Genomic DNA, 18,612 nt, shown 5'->3' with positions numbered 1-18,612 from the left:
GCGTGTGCCATGGAGTGCCGCTCCGACCTCGGGCGGCACCCGTGGCGTGTGCCATGGAGTGCCACTCCGACCTCGGGCGGCACCCGTGCGGCGCGCCGGAATTCATCCGCCAGTAATCAGTGGCGTGAATGCCGTTGCGCCGACCTGGTGGTAACCAGCGGTAAACGAACGTGAATACGAACAGCGTCGCGTCCGCCAATCCGGTGCGTCGCAATCGGCGCAATCCCCTCGCCCGCCGCCCGCGGCGGGTCGGCACGGCGTCAGAGGTCGCGGTCCACCAGGAAGTGCAGCAGGGAACGCAGCCCGGCGGCGTCGCTCTCCTCCAGCGCCGCCGAAGCCAACGCCGCCTCCACCGCGTCGACGTTGCGGCGTGCCTCGCCCAGCGCCGCCGTGCGCCCGCCCGCCGCGTCGACCAGCTCCGCCACCTCGGCCGCGTCCCCGTCGGCCTCCAGCAACGCCGCGAGGTGACGGGCCGGCGGGGACGGTGAGTCGAGGGCGAGCAGCACCGGCAGCGTCTTCTTGCGTGCGCGCAGGTCGCCGTGCACGGGCTTGCCGGTGACGGTCGGATCGCCCCAGAGCCCCAGCACGTCGTCGACGATCTGGAAGGCGGTGCCCAGTCGCCGGCCCATACGGTCCAGGGCCGTCACCGTCGCCGAGGGCGCGCCGCCGAGTTCGGCGCCCAGGGCGGCCGCACAGCCCAGCAGGGCGCCCGTCTTTCCCTCCGCCATCGCCCGGTACTCGTCCGGCCGCACCCGGCGGGGCCCCGTCCAGGGGCGCTCGGCGAACAGCAGGTCGTCCGCCTGCCCGCGCACCAGGTCGCCCAGCGCGGCGGAGAGCAGGCCCACGGCACCCGGCCCGCCCGGTGCCGCGGCGAGCGTCTGCACGGCCAGCGCGAACAGGGCGTCCCCCGCGAGGACCGCCGGGCCGGTGCCGTACGCCTTCCACACGGCGGGGCGGCTGCGCCGGACCGGGTCGCCGTCCATGATGTCGTCGTGCAACAGCGAGAAGGCGTGCACGAGTTCCACGGCGACCGCCGCCGGGACCCCGGCCCGCCCCGGCGCGCCGGCCGCCTCCGCGCCCAGCACGGCCAGTGCCTGTCGCACCCCCTTGCCACCGGAACCCGCGACCGGCGCGCCGCCGACCTCGCACCAGCCGAAGGAGTACCCGGCCATCTCCCCGACCCACGGGTGCAGCCGTCCCACGGCCTCCCGCAGCGCCGGACGCACCAACGCCCGGCATCGGTCCAGGACATGGGACGCGTGGGCGGCGGACCGGGGGAGTGCGGGAGTGGTCACGTGGAGGGGTGCGGGAGGGGCCGTGGGAAGAGCCGTGGGAAGAGTCGTGGGGAGGGCCGCGGGAAGAGTCGTCATCGTGCGGTCCCCTCGCCCTCGTCCGCGTCGGACACCCCGGCGCAGAACTCCTCCTGGGCCCGGGTCACCATCTCCCGGGCGTGCCGCAGCCCGATCCGGTCCAGCGTCCGTGCCAGATCGGCCAGTTCGGTCGCGGTCTCGGCGCGGTCGCGGCCCAGCCGGGCCAGGGACTTGGCGAGGCCGAGCCGGGCGAGGGCCTCGCCGCGCGGTTCGCCCATGGCGCGGAACTCGTCGAGCGCCAGTTCGTAGAGGTCGCGGGCCTGGGCGCAACGCCCCGCCCGGTAGAGGACGTTGCCCCGCATCTTGTGGTTGTAGGCGAGCGCGCTCGACAGGTTCATGGCCCGGCACGTCGTCTCCGCCTCGGACAGCAGGGCCAGCGCCAGCTCGGTGTCGCCGTCGCGGACCGAGACGACGTCGGCGAGTCCGCGCAGCGCCCAGGCATGCCCACGCCGGTCCTCGGCGCGCTCCGCTATCCCGGCCGCCTCCTCGAACAGGTCGTACGCGGTGTCGAACGCACCGGAGTTGCGGTGCATCTGCGCGATGCCCTCCAGGGCCCACACCGTGTGCCGCGCCTCACCGCGCCGGCGGGCCTCGGCGAGGAGCTGTTCGTGCAGTCTGCCGACGGCCTCGTAGTCGCCCTGGATGCGGCCGGTCTCGGCCAGGCCCGCGAGTGAGTAGCCGCGGACCACGATGTCGCCGCCGTGCTCGCCGAGTTCGGCGGCGAGCCCCAGCAGCCGCCGGGCCAGGGCGAACGCACCGCGCTGCCGGGCCAGGGTGCCGCCGCTCCACAGCGCCCAGGCCATCGCGGCGGTGTCGCCGGCGTCCCGGGCGGCGCGGTAACTCGCCTTCCAGGCCCGGTCCGCGTCCCCCACCTGACCCAGCCGCCGGTGGGCCTCGGCCACCGCGAGCCCCGACCGGGCGGCCTCACCGCGCTGTCCGGACCGCTCGGCCGCGCGCAGCCGTTCGGTGCCCGCGGCCAGGACGTCGACCAGAGAGGAGTTCACGGAGAGGGTGGTGAGGGCGCCCTGGTACTCGGGGGCGCTTGCTTTGCCGTACATCGGTGCCTTTCCTGTATACGCAACGTGTATACGCGATGTGTATACATGGCGTGTATAGTGCGTCGGAAAACAGCCCCGGTCCAGGAGGCCGGGGCGTCAGCTGCTGTGGATCAAGACGTCGGATCCGGCGTGGAGGTTGCCTCTCAGGCGCCGAAGAGCTGGGTCCAGTACGTGCCGGCCGGTCCGCCGCCCGCGAAACCCACGCCGATATGGGTGAATCGGGGCTTGAGGATGTTGGCGCGATGGCCCGGGCTGTTCATCCAGCCGTCCACCACCTCGGCGGGGGAGCGCTGCCCGCAGGCGATGTTCTCGCCGATCGAGCGCCGGGTGGAGCCCGCCGCGGCGGCACGGTCCCAGGGTTGGCCGCCCTCGGGCGAGGTGTGGGAGTAGAACGCCCGCGCCACCATGTCCGCGCAGTGGGCTCTGGCTGCGGAGTGGAGGTGCGGGTCGGCGGACAGGGGGCGCAGTCCGGCCCGGGCGCGTTCGGCGTTGGTGAGGGTGATGACCTCGGCCTCCGTGCGGGCGAGTCCGACGGCCGTGAGCGGGCTGGCCCACAGTACGGTCCAGTAGGTGTCGCCGCCGCCCGTGACGTACGCCGGCCCGGCGTGTGTGAACGCCGGGTCCTGGAGGGTGCGCCGGGGCCGGTCGGTGCGCAGGCAGTACGCGACGAACTCGGCGGGGGTGCGCGGGCCGGAGACCAGGTGCTCGCCGACGGTGAGATACGGGTACCCGGCGGCGGTCACGCGCTGGTGCAGACTGACGCCGTCCGGGCCCTCGGTGCCGAGGCGGCCGGCCGCGGCCATGGCGGCCGCGTGCGCGCGGGCCGCGGAGACCAGCCGGGCGTCCAGCGTCACGGGCGGGGAACCGGCGGCGTCGCGGGCGGAGTTGACCGGGCCGAGGAGGCCGTCGAGGTCGGAAGCGGGCCCGTTGGCCCGCCCGCGTCCCGGGGCGGGTCCCGGCGACGGTACGGAGGCGGGTGGCATGGGCGCGACGGCGGACGCGCCCGCTGTGGGGCCGGCGGCGGACCCGCCTCCCGTCTCCTCGGCGACGTCCACGCCGAAGTCCCGGGCGAGGCCCGCCAGTCCGTCGGCGTAGCCCTGTCCGACGGCCCGCAGCTTCCAGCCGGTGCCGCGCCGGTAGATCGCCGCGAGCAGCAGGACCGTCTCCTGCCGTGGCCGCGGCGGGGCGAACCGGGCGAGCGGACCGCCGTGCGGGTCGCTCACCAGGAGTGTGGGCGCGGGCAGCCGGCCCAGCGGGACGCCGGGGTCGGCGGGGCTGACGACGACCGTGACCCGGGTGGCTCCGGCGCGCAGCGCGGACGGGTCGACGGTCAGTGTGCCGCCGCTGAGGCGGGCGCCGGGGGCGGCCGGCTGGTTGTAGAAGACGAAGTCGCCGTCGCCCCGCACCCGGCCGCCGTCGTCGGTGATGAGCGCGGACACGTCGAACGGGCCGGGCACCCGGACGGTCAGGGCGCCGTCCGGGAGGGGCACGTTGCCCCCGGGGACCAACTCGCTCATCCTGCCGCCCTGGTGTCGTGGTACCGGACCGGTCGGGGCCTCGTCCGGACAACGCGCACCGGGGCGGGAGGGTTCCGCGTCCGGATGACGCGCACCGGGGCGGGAGGGTTCCGTGCCCGAGCAACGCGCATCCGGGTGGGGGGGCCGTGCCCGAGCAACGCGCATCCGGGCGGGAGTGTTCCGCGCCCGGCGGCGCGCCTCAGTACAGGGCGATCCCCGGAGCGACGTCCTCATGGCGTTCGACGGACGCGCCGCGCACACCCGTCGGCCCGGTCCGCTCGCGGACACCGCAGAACGCGGACTCCAGCGTGCCCAGCATCGTGTTGAGCACCGTGCCGTTGTTGGAGGTGGTGGCGAGCGCGGTGAGGGTGCGCCGGCCGTCCTTGGACGTGAAGGCGTAGCTGTAGTAGCCCTGCACGGTGCCCGTGTGCCCGTACACGGACACCCCGCAGGACAGGTCGCGCCGTCGCAGCCCGAGCCCGTAGCCCTGCGTGCTGTTGACCCGGACCCAGCGCTTCATCTCCGTCAGCCGTGCGGCCGAGGTCAGCCGGCCGCGCAGCAGGGCCGAGTAGAAGGTGTTGAGGTCCCGGGTGCCGGAGATGACGGCGCCCGCGCTCTGTGCCCAGGACACGGTCTGCTCGGTGGAGTCGACGAGCGGGTCGCCGTCGCGGTCGGGGGTCAGGTAGCCGTGGGTGTAGCGGCCGGGGATCCGGGTGCCGGGGTGGACGTAGAAGGTGTCGTCGAGTTTCAGCGGCTTGATGATCCGGTTCTGGTACTCGGTCCCCACGCTGTGGCCGGTCAGTTTCTCGATGAGCAGGCCGGCGACGACGAAGTTGGTGTTGGAGTAGGAGTACGCGGCGCCCGGGCCGCCGGTGCGCGGGTGCCGCAGCGAGAGGGCCACGAGTTGGCGGTAGGTGAAGACCTTGGTGCGGACCGCCTCGAAGCCGGCGACCGACGCCGCGAACATGTCGTTCGTGTAGTCGTACAGGCCGCTGCGGTGGCTGAGCACGTGCCGCACGGTGATCCGGTCGTCGGGCAGCAGGTGCGGCAGATAGCTGTTGACCGGAGTGTCCAGTCTCAGCCTGCCCTCGTCGGCCAGTTGCAGCAGGACGACGGCGGAGAAGGTCTTGGTGATGCTGCCGACGCGGAAGCGGTCGGTGTCGGCCAGGGGCCGCCCGGTGGCGCGGTCGGCCACGCCCACGGTCGCCCAGCGGGCCGTGCCGGCGTCGTCGATCCGGGCCATCGCGCCGGGCGCGCCCTGTCGCTGTGCCGTGCGCAGAACCTCGCGCAGCCCGGCGAGGTCGGGCTGCGGCAGCGCCGCGGCCGAGGCCGCGGTGGGGTCGGAGGCCCGGGGTGCGGCGTGTGCCGGGGTCACGAGAAGGGACAGCAGGGCGGCCGTCCCCAGCGCCGTGCCCCTGCGGACCGTAGCTGTGAGCATGCGGTTCCTTGTCTGATCGTCGGGCGGCCGGGCGGGCCCACGTCAATGCGACATGTGTCACACCCGTGTCGGGGCAACCATCTCGCGTCCTGTCATATCTCCCCAGTCGACGCACAGTTGGTCATTCGCCGATCACTGAGCGGGATGGATATGCAAAGTAATGCCATGAAAAGCGCGTAAGAATACATTCGGGCTTTACATGGACATGACTGATCCATAAGAGTTCACTCGGGGCCCCTACCGGCCCCCATGGCGCCCAACGGCGCCATGCGTCAGAGCGGTCGGTCCACCGGCCGTCTGTGAACGAAGGAACCCCCACTAGTGCGCAGACCCCATATACGCAGCCTGGCGGTGGCCGTCGCGGTGACGACCGCGGCCACGGGGCTGGCGGGCACGGCCTTCGCGGACCCGGTCACGGCGGCCGCCGCGGGTGCTTCCTCGACCTCGGCCGCCTCCGTGGTGGGGGCGGCCACCGCCGCCGCCTTCGCGCATGCCTCGGCGACCGGCGTCACCCCGGGCGACGCACTGCACGCGCAGGACGTGCTGATCGACCCGGAAGGCGCGCGCCACGTCCGGTTCGTCCGCACCCACCGGGGCATGCCGGTCCTCGGCGGCGACCTGGTCGTCCACCTCACCCGGCGGCTGACCTACGCGGGTGTCACCCGTGCCGCCGACCACACGGTCAAGCCGGCGGCCGCCAGAGCCACGCTGACGGCGCGACAGGCCGAGGCGAAGGCCGCCGCCGTCGCCAAGGGCGACGCGGGCAGCGCCGCCCTCGTGGTCGACGCGCGGGACGGCTCCTCGGCCCTCGCGTACCAGGTGCGCGTGAGCGACAGCGACACCACCGAGGGCGGTGGGTCGCGCACGGTGGTCATCGACGCCCTCACCGGCAAGGTGCGCAGCAACACGCCCGACAGCGACGAGTTCCTCTCGCCCCGGCTGCTGGACACCCTGAGCGAGCGCGGCGAGCGGCTCGACCCGGCCGTCGGCACCGCCCCGCAGGCCACCTCCCTCGCCGCGAGTTCGGTGAGTTCCGCGGGCGCGAAGGCTTCGGCGGCCTCCGCGACCGGAGCCGCCGCCCGCTACCCGGCCACCGCCTTCGGCACCGGCGCCTCCCTCTTCGTGGGCACCGTCCCGTTGGTCACCACCCGGACGGCGAGCCGCACCTACGTGCTGAAGGACCCGTCCCGCTGGGGCACCGAGACGCGTGACGCCAAGGGCCAGGAGCTGGAGAACTTCGCCCAGGGCAAGCAGTTCACCACCACGAACGACAAGTGGGGCAACGGCGCCGTCTCCAGCCGCGCCACCGCCGCCGTCGACGCCCAGTACGGCATAGCCAAGACTCTGGACTTCTACAAGAAGACCTTCGGCCGCAAGGGCATCGAGAACAACAGCAAGGGCGCCCGCGCCATGGTCCACTTCGGCAACGGGGTGGGCAACGCGTTCTGGGACCCGTACTGCGATTGCATGCTGTACGGCGACGGCGACGGGGACCTGTTCAGGAAGCCGCTCGTCGTCCTCGACGTCACCGGCCACGAGCTCAGCCACGGCGTCGTCGACGCGACCGCCCGCCTGGAGCCCACCCGGGTGGACGCGCAGGGCAACCAGTACGGCGAGCCCGGCTCCCTGAACGAGTCGCTCGCCGACATCTTCGGCTCCAACGTCGAGTTCAGCGCGAACAACCCGAAGAACCCGCCGAACTACCTGGTGGGCGAGAAGCTGGGCCTCGCCCAGAAGTTCCTGCGCCGGCTCGACAAGCCCTCCCTCGACAAGCTGGAGGGCACGATCGACTACTGGTCCCCGGCGACGTACGACACCGAGGTCCACGCCGGCTCCGGCGTCTCCTCGCACGCGTACTACCTCCTCGCCGAGGGCAGCGGCAAGAAGACGGTCGGCGGCTTCACCTACGACTCGCCGACCTACGACGGCCTTCCGGCGGCGGGCGTCGGCCGCGCCAAGGCCACGGCGATCTACTACCGGGCGCTGACCCGCTACATGGTCTCCACGACCGACTTCCATGGCGCGCGCCTCGCGACGCTGAAGGCGGCGAAGGACCTCTACGGGGTGGACAGCACCGAGTACAAGGCGGTGGACCGGTCCTGGGCCGCCGTCAACGTCACCACCGCCAACACACCGGCCCCGCGCCACTGACGCCGGGCCGACCCGGGCGGTCCACCCGACCCGGGCGACCCGCCGGATCCGAGCGGTCCGGGTGTCCCGCCATCGGGCGGGGCACCCGGCCGCCGTGTCCGGCGGTGCGCCGGGGGACGGCGCGCGGTTCAGCCGCCGGCGCCCTGGTCCGGCGCGATCAGTCCCTCCCGGTAGGCGATCGCCACCGCCTCCGTACGGCTCGCCGCGCCCAGCTTGGCGAGGATGTTGGAGACGTGCACACTCGCCGTCTTGCCGGTGATGAACAGCTCCTCGCCGATCCGCCGGTTGGAGCGACCGAGCGCGAGCAGCCGCAGCACGTCCTGCTCACGAGCCGTCAGGGGCGACAGGCGGCCACCCGCCGGACGGCTCTGCGCGAGCCGGCCGCGCCGGACCAGGGCGTCCACCTGTTCGCGCAGAAGCGTGGCGCCGAGCCGGTCGGCCGCCTCACGCACCATCCGTGACTCGACGGCCGCCTCGTCACGGCGGTCGGCGACGAGGAGCGCCTCGGCGAACCGCAGCCGGCAGCGGGCCCGCTCGTACACGTCGCCGTAGTCGAACGCGGCCACTGCCTTCTCCCAGGCCGCGGGATCCGGTCCGGACACGGCCCGGGTCCACTCCGCCTCCGCCCGGGCCAGCCACGCCTGCCCCTCCGGGCCCTGCGGCGGTCCGGTCCCGCCGTGCCCGGCCGTCTCCCGCGCCAGCTCCACCAGTTCGGTCGCGACGTCCGTCCACCGGAGCAGGCCCGGCTCGTCGCGAGCCGGGCGCAGTACGGCGGTCCGGTCGGCGACCGCGGACAGCGCGAGCGCGGCCAGCCGCACCGTGACATCGGGGCGGGTGCCCCCGTCGGAGAGGGCCGTGATCGTGGCGCGGGCCCGCTCCACGGCGTCCTCCGGATCCCCGCGCAGCGCGGCCGCGTCGGTCAGCACCAGACCCGCGACCAGCGTCCCCAGCCAGTCGAAGGGCCCCTCCAGCAGGGCCAGGGCCCGGTCGACGGCGGCCTGGTCACCGCGCGCGAGTCCCACGTACCACACGGGCCCGAGGGCGAACCCGCCCGACGGCGGCAGCGCCTCGGCCGCGGCCGCCCCCGCACGCAGACACTCCTCCCACCGCCCCAGCGTGTACATCACCAGCAGCTGGAGGTAGCGCATCTCCAGCGGATACGGCGCGGACAGCAGCCCCGCGCGACGGGCCCGGTCGAGACCGTCGGCCACCCAGGGCAGGCACTCCTCCAGCTCGCCCGACTCGAAGCAGCCGACGGCCAGATGGAACAGCGCGCGCATCTCCACCGTGAAGTTGCCCGAACGCCGGGCCAGCTCACGTGCCATGACGAGCCGCTCGCGGCCCTGCGGGGTGCGCCGTGTGCTCCCTTCGAGCCCGGCCAGGGAGATCAGGAGATCGGCCTGTGCGTCGGTCACCCGCAGCCTCTCCGCGACGGGCAGCGCCTGGTGGGCCACGCGCAACGCGGTCTCGGTCTCGCCGAGCTGACGCGCCGCCATGACATGGGTCGCCGCCGCCCACACCCAGGTCGGCGACGGGGGATCGGCGGGAATCAGCGCGAGCGCCTCGCTGCTGTGGGCGAAGGCCGCGGTGAGGCTGTCGACGGTCAGCAGGTTCCCGGCCAGCGTGTAGCGGACCCGGGCGGCGAGCTCGGAGTCCGCGTCGCGCCCGATGCCCGCCAGCGCGGCCCGGGTGAGCGAGACCGCGCGATGACTGTCACCGGCGTGCGCTGCCGCCACCGAGGCGCGCAGCATGAGGGTGATCCGGTCGACCCCCTCGCCCGCGGGCCGCGCGGCCGGGGCCACCGCCGACCACAGGTCGAGGGCCGTCTCCAGGTGCCGCAGCTCCTCCGCGGGCGCCCCGACCCGCTTCGCGTACCCGGCGGCGTCGAGCGACGCCGTGAGCGCCTCCGCCGGATCGTGGCTCTCGCGGTAGTGGTGGGCGCGCTCGGCGGCACTCTCGGCCGGGTGGCCGCGCCCGGCCAGCAGCCGGGCGAACGCCCCGTGCAGCCGCGCCCGTTCACCCGGCAGCAGGTCCGCGTACACCGCCTCGCGGGCCAGCGCGTGCCGGAAGGCGTACGTGTCCTTGTCCCCGGCGACGAGCAGCTGGTGCCCGGCGGCCTCGCGCAGCGCCGACTCCAGCTCGTCCTCGGGCAGCCCGACCGCTTCGCTCAGCAGGTCGTGCTCGACCGGGCGGCCGGCCACGGCGGCGGTCCGCAGCACCAGTTGGGCGGTCTCGGACAGCCGCTCCACCCGGATCAGGAGGACGTCGGCCAGAGCGCTCGGCACCCCGCCGGCCCGCCCGTCCGTGGCGGCGAGCAGCTCCTCCGCGTAGAAGGCGTTGCCCTCGGCGCGCTCCACGATGCCGCTGACCGTGGCGTCCGACAGCGGACCGTCCTGTCGGGCGCGGACCAGCCGGGCGACCTCCGGGTCCGTCAGCGGGCGCAGCTCCAGGCGGTCCACGGAGGGCAGCCGGACCAGTTCGGCCAGCAGCGGGCGCAGGGGGTGGCGGCGGTGCAGGTCGTCGGCGCGGTACGACGCCAACACCGCGAGGCGATGGGCGGGCGCGCCCCCGGCCGGGCGCTGGAGGATTCCCCGGCTGAGCAGGAACCGCAGCAGGTCCCTGGAGGACTGGTCGGCCCAGTGCAGGTCCTCCACGACGAGCAGCAGGGGCGCGGTGCGCGCCAGGTCCGCCAGCAGCGCCGCGACCCCTTCGAAGAGCCGCAGCCGCCCGCCCGCGTTCCCCGCGGTGTCCGCTCCCGCACCCAGCAGTCGGTCCACCGCGGGATGGGCGGCCAGCACCGCCGCGAACTGCTCGTCGGCGGCGACCGCTCCCAGGATCTCGGTGAACGGCAGATAGGGCAGACCCACGTCGCCCAGGTCGACGCAGTGACCGGTGAGCACGGTCGTCCCGGCTCCGGCCGCGCGCCCGGCGACCTCGTCCAGCAGCCGGGTCTTGCCCACCCCGGCGTCCCCGGCGACCAGCACGGCCCGGGCCTCGCCGGTGCGGGCGCGCTCCAGCACACCGGCGAGGCGGGCGAGTTCGGCCTCCCGGCCGACGAGAGGCGTGGTGAAGACGATCCCGGGCACGCCACCATCCTGGCACGCGCCACCGACAACGCCACCGACAGCGCCCCCGCGGCGGCCGGGACCGTCCGCGCGCTCCGATCAGTTCAGGGCTTCCGATCAGTTCGAAGACCCTCCGAGCAGTTCAGGGCCCGCGATAGGTCCGAAGACCCTTCGGTCAGTTGAGACCCTCCGCCCAGTTCGCGGGGACACGTCCCTGCGGACCCGGAGTCGGCTGCTCCAAGGGATGGCTGTCCGGTGGAGCGAGCCGGGGACCGGACTCGTACAGTTCGTTGGTCGCGAAGTTCCAGAACCAGTCCTCGCCGGGCTCGAAACTGCTCACCACGGGATGCCCGGTCGCCTTGTAGTGCGCGGTGGCGTGCTGTGCGGGGGAGGAGTCGCAGCAGCCGACGTGGCCACACTGCGCGCAGCGCCGCAGATGGAACCACCAGCCGCCGATCTCGTCGCACTCGATACAGCCCGCGCCGCTCGGCGGGACGTTCGGGTCGATGCCGTCGCCGCTGCTCATACCGCCTCCTCGGGGGTGGTGTCGGGGTCCGCCGCAGTGAGCGGAAGCAGGATCCGGAACCGGGTGTCGCCCGGCACGGACTCGACCTCGATGCTGCCGTGATGCTTGTTGACGACGATCCGCCAGGAGATGTCCAGACCCAGTCCCGTGCCCTCGCCCACCGGCTTGGTGGTGAAGAAGGGGTCGAAGATGCGGCCGCGGATCTCCTGCGGCACCCCGGCGCCCGTGTCGCCGAACTCCACCAGCAGCTGGTCGTTCTCCAGCGCGGTCCGCACCGTCAACGTCCCCTCGCCGCCGACGCTGTTGATGGCGGAGACCGCGTTGTCGATCAGGTTGGTCCACACCTGGTTGAGCTCCGCCGGATATGCCGGGACCCGGGGGAGCGTACGGTCGTACTCCTTCACGACCCTGATCCGCTCCCCGAACTTGCCCGAGAGCATCAGCAGGGTGCTGTCCAGGAGTTCGTGCACGTCGGCGACCTGATAGGGCGCGCGGTCGAGCTGCGAGTACTGCTTGGCGGCGTCGACCAGACGCGAGATGCGGGTGGTGGAGTCGTCGATCTCGTCCATCAACAGCTCGGTCTCGACCGTGTAGTTGAGCCACCCCACCGCGCCCGGCAGCACCTCCTCGTCGACGGCCGCCGCGACCTGGTCCAGCCAGTCGACGTCGAGGCCGGCCTGCACGAAGGTGGGCGCGAGCCGCCAGCCGTCCGGGATGCCGTGGTCGTCGAGCCAGTCGGAGATGACGTCCTCGCGGTCCGCGGCCTCCAGCGGGCTCAACGTGGGTGCCTTGGCGACGAGTTCGGCGGTGCGCTCCTGGATCTCGATGAGGCCCACCAGCGCCTCGCGTGAATACGGGCCCGCCGCGATCACGCTGAGCTTGTGCCGCATCTTCGCCACCCGCTCGCGCAACGCCGCCGTGGCCCGTACGGACGCCGCGGCGGGGTTGTTGAGCTCGTGGGTGAGCCCGGCGGACAACGAGCCGAGCGCGAGCAGCCGTTCCCGCTGTCCGATGGCCCGCTGCATGTTCTTCGACCCGAAGAAGAGCCCCTCCAGCAGATGGGTCGCCATGGGGAACCACTCCTGCATGATGTCCGCGAACGTGTCCGCGGACAGCACGAAGAACCGCGTCGGTTCCGTGACGCGCAACGACTGGTTGTAGGCCTGCCGCACCCGGTCGCCGAGATAGGCCTGCATGGCCCCCGCGTAGACCCCACGCTGCGAGGTCCGGCCGACCTCCACGTCGTCGCCGCCGACCCGGTGCGACAGCACGACCGTGCCTTCGAGCATCACGTAGAAGCAGGTGGCGGGGTCGCCCTCGGTGTACACGGGGCCGGGTTCGAACCTCTCCACCCGGCCGTCGCGGCACAGCCTGCCGAGTTGTTCCTGGTCGAGCTTCTCGAACAGGAACAGCGTGCTTATCTCCTGCGGACTGCACGGCATCAACTGCCCGCTCATGACTGCTCCAGATACCGGTGGACGAGCATCACGGCCATGGCTCCCTCTCCGACGGCGGAAGCGACGCGTTTCGCGGACTCGGCGCGCGCGTCGCCCGCCACGAACACGCCGGGAATACTGGTCTCCAGGTGGTACGGCGGCCGGTCCAGCTCCCAGCCCGCGGGCGGGGTGCCTTCGGGCGTCAGGTCGGGGCCGGCCAGGATGAACCCGCGGTCGTCGCGCAGGACCGTACCGTCCAGCCAGTCGGTCAGCGGGGCCGCGCCGATGAAAACGAACATCCACTGCGCGTCGACGAGTTCGGTCTGTCCGCTCGCCGCGTCGCGCAGGGTGAGCTGCTCCAGGTGGTCGGAGCCGTGCGCGGAGTCGACGACCGTGCCGGTGCGCACGGAGATGTTGGCCGCCTCGTCGATCTGCTGGATGAGGTAGTACGACATGGACGCCGACAGCGACCGACCGCGCACCAGCAGCGTCACCGACTTGGCGCCCCTGGCCAGGTACATCGCGGCCTGCCCGGCGGAGTTGGCGCCGCCCACGATGTACACGTCGTGCCCCTGGCAGGAGGCCGCCTCGGTGAGCGCCGACCCGTAGAACACCCCGCAGCCGGTCAGGTCCGTCGCGCCGGGGGCCGTCAGCTGCCGGTAGGACACGCCCGTCGCCAGGATCACGCTGTGCGCGGCGATCGCCGAACCGTCGGAGAACCGTACGATCCGCGCCGCGCCGTTGACCTCCAGGCCCGTCACCTCGCGCGCGGTGAGGATCTCGGCGCCGAACTTCGCCGCCTGCCGCCGGGCCCGGTCGGTGAGCTGGGCGCCCGACACCCCGTCGGGGAAGCCCAGGTAGTTCTCGATCCGGGAGCTCTGTCCGGCCTGGCCGCCGGTGGCCGACCGCTCGACCAGCACCGTACGCAGTCCCTCGGAGGCTCCGTACACGGCCGCGCCGAGCCCGGCCGGGCCGCCGCCGATGACGATCAGGTCGTAGAAGTCCGCGGTCGGCGTCGTGGCCAGTCCCACCCGGGCGGCCAGCTCCGGCGCGTCCGGCTCGATCAGTGGCGTGCCGTCCGGGGTGACGACGAGCGGCAGCCGCTGCCCGTCCTGCCCGGCCGCCTTGAGCAGCCGTTGCCCCTCGGGCTCCTCGGCGGAGTACCAGCGGTAGGGCACCTGGTTGCGGGCCAGGAACTCCCGTACGTCCGACGAACGCGCCGACCAGCGGTGCCCGACGACCTTCGTGGTGGCCACACACCGGTAGTCGCTGGCCCGCCAGGCCTCCAGCAGGTCGTCCAGGACCGGGTAGAGCTTCTCCTCCGGCGGATCCCACGGCTTCAGCAGATAGTGGTCGAGATCGACGACGTTGATGGCGTCGATCGCCGCGCTGGTGTCCGCGTACGCCGTCAACAGCACCCGGCGCGCACCGGGATAGACGTCCAGGGCCTGTTCCAGGAACTCGATGCCGTTCATCTGCGGCATCCGGTAGTCGGCCAGGATCACGGCCACGAGGTCGCCGCGCAGCTTCAGCTCGCGCAGCGCGTCCAGCGCGGACTCACCCGACTCCGCGCGCACGATCCGGTACGACTCGCCGTAGCGCCGCCTGAGGTCCCGGGCGACCGCACGGGAGACCCCCGGGTCGTCGTCCACGGTCAAGATGACGGTCCGCGCTGCTTCGGCGGCCTGTGCCATACGTCTCCCACCCCGAGTGGTCGGATGTGCGGCACGGCGCCTCCGTCGCCGCCGCGCCGACTTCCGCCATCGTATGTTCGATCGTCCCGCTTCGCCCAGGTAAGAGGTGCAGCTCGGCCGGATGTCGTCAGGACCGGCCGGTCCCCGGTTCAGGGCGGTGACGGGACTGCGTGGGGGAGACTGGGGGCCACGGACGTGCACACGACACAGGGAGCAACGCGGATGACGCACCCCATCACGGCAGCCGTCGACGGAACGGACGAGAGCCTCGCGGCACTCGCCTGGGCGGCCCGGGAGGCCGTCCGCAGGGACCTGCCGCTGCGCGTGGTGCACGCCTGGCGGTTCCAGCCGGACACGGCGCCGGACGTGGCCGGGCGGGACGCCCAGGAGCGGTGGGTGCGGGAGGCGGTGAGCGGCGCGGTCCGTACGGTGGCCGAGCGGCACCCGGACCTGGCGGTGACCACCGACGTGCCGGAGGGCCCCGCGGCCGACACGCTCGTCGCCGCCGCGGCGGACGCAGAGCTGCTGGCGTTGGGCTCGCGCGGGCAGGCGGCCGTCGTGGGCTTCCTGCTGGGCTCGGTCGGACAGCACGTGATCGCCGAGGCCGCCCGTCCGGTGGTCCTGGTGCGGGCCGGTGACGACGCCGCCGCCGAGGCCGGCGGCCGCGAGATCGTCGTGGGGCAGGAGGGCGGTCCGGACGACAGCGCCGACACCCTGCGGTTCGCCTTCGAGACCGCGGCGGCCCGGGGTGCCACCGTGCGCGCCGTACGGGCCTGGACGCTGCCGCCGGTGTTCGCCTACAGCCCGGCCTCGCTCAAGCTCCTCGACGAAGCCGGGGGCCTGGAGCCGTACGAGAAGAAGGCCCTCGCGGAGGCCCTCGCACCGTGGCGGGCCCGCTTCCCCGACGTGCCGGTGGTCGAGCACGTCGAGATGGGCAGCGCGGGCCAGGTCCTGCTGTCGCTGACCGGGCGGGCCCAGCTGGCGGTGGTCGGGCGCCGGGGCCGCCGTACGGCCGTGGGTGCGCGCATCGGCTCCGTCGCGCACGGGGTGCTGCACCACGCGGAGTGCCCGGTCGCCGTCGTCCCGCACAGCTGAGTCACTCGGGCGTCGTCGGCTCCAGCGTCTCGCGCGCCCTGGGGAGGATGTTCTCGATGTAGTCCGCCACGACCGTGTCCAGCGCGATGTCGCGCTGGGCCCGCTCCGCCAGGTACCAGCGGTGTTCCAGCAGTTCGTGGTAGATCTCCGCCGGGTCCATCGAGCCACGCGATTCGAGCGGTACGGCGCGCACGGTGGGCCGGAACACGTCCCGCACCCAGCGGTGCGCCAGCACTTCGGGGCGCGTCGCCAGCGGGTCGTCCGGCGCGTGGTCGTCCTGGGTGGCCATCCAGCTCTCCAGGTCGTTGAGCAGCCGCCGGGCCTGGTTCTCCTCGGTGTCCAGCCCGGTCAGACGCAGCAGTTGGCGCTGGTGGTGGCCCGCGTCGACGACCTTGGGCACGAAGGTGACGGTGTCGCCGTTGGAGGAGTGCTCGATCTGCATCTCCGCGACGTCGAAACCGAGGTCGTTCAGGCGGCGTATCCGGCGTTCCATGTAGTGGTACTTGCCCGCCGGGTAGACGGAGGTGCGGGTCAGCTCCTGCCACAGGCTCCCGTAGCGGTCGCAGATCTCGGTGCCGAAGGTGATCGGGTCCACGGCGGGGTGCAGCGCGCCTGACGCCTCCAGGTCGAGCAGTTCGCCGCTGATGTTGACCCGGGCGAGGTCGAGGTCGTAGTCGCGCTGCCCGGGGCTCAGCCGGGGGTGCAGTTCGCCGGTCTCGGCGTCCACCAGGTACGCGGCGTAGGCGCCGGCGTCGCGCCGGAAGAGCGTGTTGGACAGCGAGCAGTCGCCCCAGGCGAACCCGGCCAGGTGCAGGCGGACCAGCAGGACCGCGAGGGCGTCCATGAGCCGGTGCATCGTGGCCGGGCGCATGGTCGTCTCGAACATCGAGCGGTACGGCATCGAACCGCCGAGGTGCCGGGTGACCAGCACCGGCTCCAGCGGGGCTCCCTCGGCGTCGGCGCGGCCGGTGACCACGGCCAGCGGGTCCACCGCGGGGATGGCCAGCCGGTCGAGGTCGCGTAGCAGTTCGTACTCGCGCAGCGCGGGCCGCCGCGCGAGCTCCTTGACGGCGATCACCTCGTCACCGGCCCGGGCGTAGCGCACGACGTGACGCGAGATGCCCCGCGGCAGCGGCACCAGGTACTCCTGCGGCCACTCCTCCAGAGGCACGTCCCAGGGGAGTTCGAGAAGGAGCGCGGGGTGCTCCGGGTTCGTGGCGCTGATCTGCAAAGCCATGGCCCGAGCTTAGGCGGCCCGCTCCCGGGCCAGCTGTGCGGCCGCCTTCACCGACCCCTGGTGCAGCGGGCCGTGTCCGGGCAGCAGCAGGTCGGCGGAGAGGGTCTCGATCACGTCCAGGGAGGCCACGGCCCGGGCACGTTCGTGGTGGAACATGTCGGGCAGCAGCTGGGGCCCCCGCACCCGCGAGGTGGGGTGGCCGCTGACCAGGGCGTCGCCGGAGACGACGATCCCGGCGTCGGGCAGATGGAAGACGGCGTGTCCGACCGTGTGGCCGGGAGTGTGCACGGGCACGGGCCGGCCGGGCAGGTCCAGCGGGCCGGTGCCGGGGAACGGCTCGGGCGCGGTCACGGGGTGCTGTTCGGTGCCGCCGGAGCGCAGCGCGTGCACCATCCACGGCAGGACGCCCGGACGCCACACGTTGCGCAGCACCTCGCCCACGCTCACCTGCTGGAGGAACTCTCTGCGCGCGTGCGGCACTTCGGCCTCGTGCAGCCACACCGGAGTGCCGAAGGCGCTCCGCAGGTACTCGGCGGAGCCCAGGTGGTCGTTGTGGGCGTGGGTGATCAGCACCGCCACGACGGCCTCCGGGGAGCTCTCCACCGCGGCGAGGGACTCCAGCAGCAGCTGCCGGTCGCCGGGATAGCCCGTGTCGATCAGGGTGACGGCGTCCCCCTCGGTGAGGATCACCCAGTTGGTGTTGCTGCCGTGCACCAGGTAGGTGCCGTCCGCCACGTGCTGCACTTCTGCCCGCATGATCGCCCCGCGTGGTGAGGTCCGTGCCTTGCGGGGACAGCAAACCAGATCACACGGGTTCCGCCGCCGGTGGGGTGGTCCGCATCCCGAACAGTGAGCGGGTCAGCCGTGTGCGGCGCACCCCGAACTCGTACAGCACGAGGATCACCGCCAGTGAGGCGGTCACGATCACCGTGTACTTGACCACGATCGGCGCGGGCCAGCCGACCACGCCGTAGGCGAACGCGACGACGACCGGCTGGTGCAGCACGTACAGCGGGAGCGCGGCGACGGCGAGGTACGCCGCCGCCCGGCCGCGGCGGACAATCGGTTCCCGTTTCGGTTCCCGGGGCATGGCCGGGCGGCGCGCCCGGGCCCGGTCCAGCAGTCCGAGGAGCGCCACCACCCAGCACCAGCCGGCCGCGCCGAACAGCGCCCGGGTGACCAGGGCGAACGCGGTCGAGGCGGTGAACGGGTCGTCCTGCGTGACGAAGCCGGGCGCGGTGGCCGCGAACAGCAGCAGCCCCAGCACGGCGACCGGCACGGCGAGGCGGCGGGTGGCGGCGCGGATCTGTCCGTCGTCGGCGACGGCCTGGCCGTAGAGGAAGAACAGCAGGTAGGCCCAGCGGTTCCAGCCCGCGAAGTTCTCCTCCATGCCCAGCAGCGCGTCGATCGCCGCGAGCGGCAGGGCGGGCAGCAGGAGCAGGGTCGGCCGACGGGCGACGACGGGTGCCGCGCGCTGCCCGGCGGCCGCGAGAAGCCCGGCGACCGGGGCGAGGAGCAGGCAGAAGGCGAGCAGGAGGACGACGAACCACAGGTGCCCGGTCTCGAAGTAGCGGCCGTCGAGGACGAAGGGGAAGTCACCCAGGTCGAGGTGCACGGTGAGGAAGCGCGGCCAGAAGTGCCAGTACGACTCGTGGTAGCCCGGGTCGGCGGCCCGCAGCCGCAGCCACTGGGGGAGCGGGTTCAGCGCTAGCGTGGCGAAGACCAGGGGAACCCCCAGGCGCAGCAGGCGCTCGCGGACGAATCCGCCCGGTCCGCGGCGGCGGATCGAGTGGCTGGCACCGAGCCCGGCGACCAGGAACAGCATCGGCATCGCCCACACCACGCCGAACCCCGCGAGCACGGTGACGGCGTCGGTCGTGTCCGCGTTCTTGACGTAGTAGTCGTCGTCGGGGGAGAAGACCAGGGCCGTGTGGAAGAAGACCAGGCCCACCACGACGAGGGTGCGCAGGGAGTCCAGTTCGCCGCGCCGTTCCCGCTCGGGCATCGCCCGTCCTCCCCCCTTGT

The 18,612-nt window shown here is 73.2% G+C and carries 13 protein-coding genes; 2 read left to right on the top strand and 11 right to left on the bottom strand.

The window, feature by feature from the left end; all coding sequences use genetic code 11:
- Positions 1-260: 260 nt before the first annotated feature.
- The 4 genes from ACFV0T_RS16300 to ACFV0T_RS16285 all read right to left on the bottom strand — a co-directional run bounded on the left by ACFV0T_RS16300 (position 261) and on the right by ACFV0T_RS16285 (position 5,383).
- Positions 261-1,295, bottom strand: coding sequence for a polyprenyl synthetase family protein (locus ACFV0T_RS16300; protein WP_385778955.1), 1,035 nt, complete (start codon positions 1,293-1,295; stop codon positions 261-263).
- Positions 1,296-1,366: 71 nt separating this feature from the next.
- Positions 1,367-2,428 carry a tetratricopeptide repeat protein gene (locus ACFV0T_RS16295; RefSeq protein ID WP_385778953.1) on the bottom strand — a complete coding sequence of 354 codons (1,062 nt, stop codon included), beginning with the start codon at positions 2,426-2,428 and terminating at the stop codon, positions 1,367-1,369.
- A gap of 143 nt (positions 2,429-2,571) precedes the next feature.
- Complete coding sequence (locus tag ACFV0T_RS16290; protein WP_385778951.1) at positions 2,572-3,945, bottom strand: CAP domain-containing protein; 1,374 nt, start codon at positions 3,943-3,945, stop codon at positions 2,572-2,574.
- A 199-nt stretch (positions 3,946-4,144) separates the two neighbouring features.
- Entirely contained in the window at positions 4,145-5,383 is a 1,239-nt protein-coding gene (locus tag ACFV0T_RS16285) for a serine hydrolase domain-containing protein (protein WP_385778949.1), read from the bottom strand.
- A 321-nt stretch (positions 5,384-5,704) separates the two neighbouring features.
- On the opposite strand from ACFV0T_RS16285, the gene ACFV0T_RS16280 reads away from it, so the two are divergent.
- The gene (locus tag ACFV0T_RS16280) at positions 5,705-7,534 is read left to right on the top strand and encodes a M4 family metallopeptidase (protein ID WP_385778947.1); all 1,830 of its coding nucleotides are present in this window, start codon (positions 5,705-5,707) and stop codon (positions 7,532-7,534) included.
- A 128-nt stretch (positions 7,535-7,662) separates the two neighbouring features.
- On the opposite strand, the gene ACFV0T_RS16275 is transcribed toward ACFV0T_RS16280, so the two are convergent.
- From ACFV0T_RS16275 to ACFV0T_RS16260, 4 genes are all read right to left on the bottom strand, one after another.
- A complete protein-coding gene (locus tag ACFV0T_RS16275; protein ID WP_385778945.1) occupies positions 7,663-10,620 on the bottom strand; it encodes an AAA family ATPase in 2,958 nt (985 codons plus the stop codon).
- 154 nt (positions 10,621-10,774) lie between these two features.
- Positions 10,775-11,125, bottom strand: coding sequence for a UBP-type zinc finger domain-containing protein (locus ACFV0T_RS16270; protein WP_385778943.1), 351 nt, complete (start codon positions 11,123-11,125; stop codon positions 10,775-10,777).
- The gene (locus ACFV0T_RS16265; RefSeq protein WP_385778941.1) at positions 11,122-12,582 is read right to left on the bottom strand and encodes an ATP-binding protein; all 1,461 of its coding nucleotides are present in this window, start codon (positions 12,580-12,582) and stop codon (positions 11,122-11,124) included. Before ACFV0T_RS16265 ends, ACFV0T_RS16270 begins: the two co-directional genes overlap by 4 nt.
- Positions 12,579-14,255, bottom strand: a complete 1,677-nt coding sequence (locus ACFV0T_RS16260) for an FAD-dependent oxidoreductase (protein ID WP_385778939.1) — start codon at positions 14,253-14,255, stop codon at positions 12,579-12,581. The genes ACFV0T_RS16265 and ACFV0T_RS16260 overlap by 4 nt, the downstream gene beginning before the upstream one ends.
- Positions 14,256-14,477: 222 nt before the next feature.
- Here ACFV0T_RS16260 and ACFV0T_RS16255 point away from each other — a divergent pair, with 222 nt between their 5' ends.
- Positions 14,478-15,350, top strand: coding sequence for a universal stress protein (locus ACFV0T_RS16255; RefSeq protein ID WP_385778937.1), 873 nt, complete (start codon positions 14,478-14,480; stop codon positions 15,348-15,350).
- Between the two features lies 1 nt (position 15,351).
- Here ACFV0T_RS16255 and ACFV0T_RS16250 read toward each other — a convergent pair whose 3' ends face one another.
- From ACFV0T_RS16250 to ACFV0T_RS16240, 3 genes are read right to left on the bottom strand one after another with little or no spacing between them, the layout of a single operon-like run.
- Positions 15,352-16,587: a DUF4032 domain-containing protein gene (locus ACFV0T_RS16250; RefSeq protein ID WP_385778935.1), complete on the bottom strand. Its 1,236-nt coding sequence runs from the start codon at positions 16,585-16,587 to the stop codon at positions 15,352-15,354.
- A 9-nt stretch (positions 16,588-16,596) separates the two neighbouring features.
- Positions 16,597-17,343: an MBL fold metallo-hydrolase gene (locus ACFV0T_RS16245; protein ID WP_385778933.1), complete on the bottom strand. Its 747-nt coding sequence runs from the start codon at positions 17,341-17,343 to the stop codon at positions 16,597-16,599.
- Positions 17,344-17,392: 49 nt separating this feature from the next.
- Positions 17,393-18,592, bottom strand: a complete 1,200-nt coding sequence (locus tag ACFV0T_RS16240) for an acyltransferase family protein (protein WP_385778931.1) — start codon at positions 18,590-18,592, stop codon at positions 17,393-17,395.
- Positions 18,593-18,612: the final 20 nt, after the last annotated feature.

The organism is Streptomyces sp. NPDC059582 (genome assembly GCF_042735715.1).
GTDB lineage: Bacteria > Actinomycetota > Actinomycetes > Streptomycetales > Streptomycetaceae > Streptomyces.
The sequence above is the reverse complement of the archived record's forward strand: the minus strand, read 5'-3'. Positions and strand labels throughout refer to the sequence as shown.

What these genes read in the sequence shown, in the direction of transcription:
- ACFV0T_RS16290 (WP_385778951.1), bottom strand. Translation starts at nt 3,945, where the DNA reads ATGAGCGAGTTGGTCCCCGGGGGCAACGTGCCCCTCCCGGACGGCGCC.
- ACFV0T_RS16285 (WP_385778949.1), bottom strand. Translation starts at nt 5,383, where the DNA reads ATGCTCACAGCTACGGTCCGCAGGGGCACGGCGCTGGGGACGGCCGCC.
- ACFV0T_RS16265 (WP_385778941.1), bottom strand. Translation starts at nt 12,582, where the DNA reads ATGAGCGGGCAGTTGATGCCGTGCAGTCCGCAGGAGATAAGCACGCTG.
- ACFV0T_RS16270 (WP_385778943.1), bottom strand. Translation starts at nt 11,125, where the DNA reads ATGAGCAGCGGCGACGGCATCGACCCGAACGTCCCGCCGAGCGGCGCG.
- ACFV0T_RS16295 (WP_385778953.1), bottom strand. Translation starts at nt 2,428, where the DNA reads ATGTACGGCAAAGCAAGCGCCCCCGAGTACCAGGGCGCCCTCACCACC.
- ACFV0T_RS16245 (WP_385778933.1), bottom strand. Translation starts at nt 17,343, where the DNA reads ATGCGGGCAGAAGTGCAGCACGTGGCGGACGGCACCTACCTGGTGCAC.
- ACFV0T_RS16260 (WP_385778939.1), bottom strand. Translation starts at nt 14,255, where the DNA reads ATGGCACAGGCCGCCGAAGCAGCGCGGACCGTCATCTTGACCGTGGAC.
- ACFV0T_RS16255 (WP_385778937.1), top strand. Translation starts at nt 14,478, where the DNA reads ATGACGCACCCCATCACGGCAGCCGTCGACGGAACGGACGAGAGCCTC.
- ACFV0T_RS16240 (WP_385778931.1), bottom strand. Translation starts at nt 18,592, where the DNA reads ATGCCCGAGCGGGAACGGCGCGGCGAACTGGACTCCCTGCGCACCCTC.
- ACFV0T_RS16250 (WP_385778935.1), bottom strand. Translation starts at nt 16,587, where the DNA reads ATGGCTTTGCAGATCAGCGCCACGAACCCGGAGCACCCCGCGCTCCTT.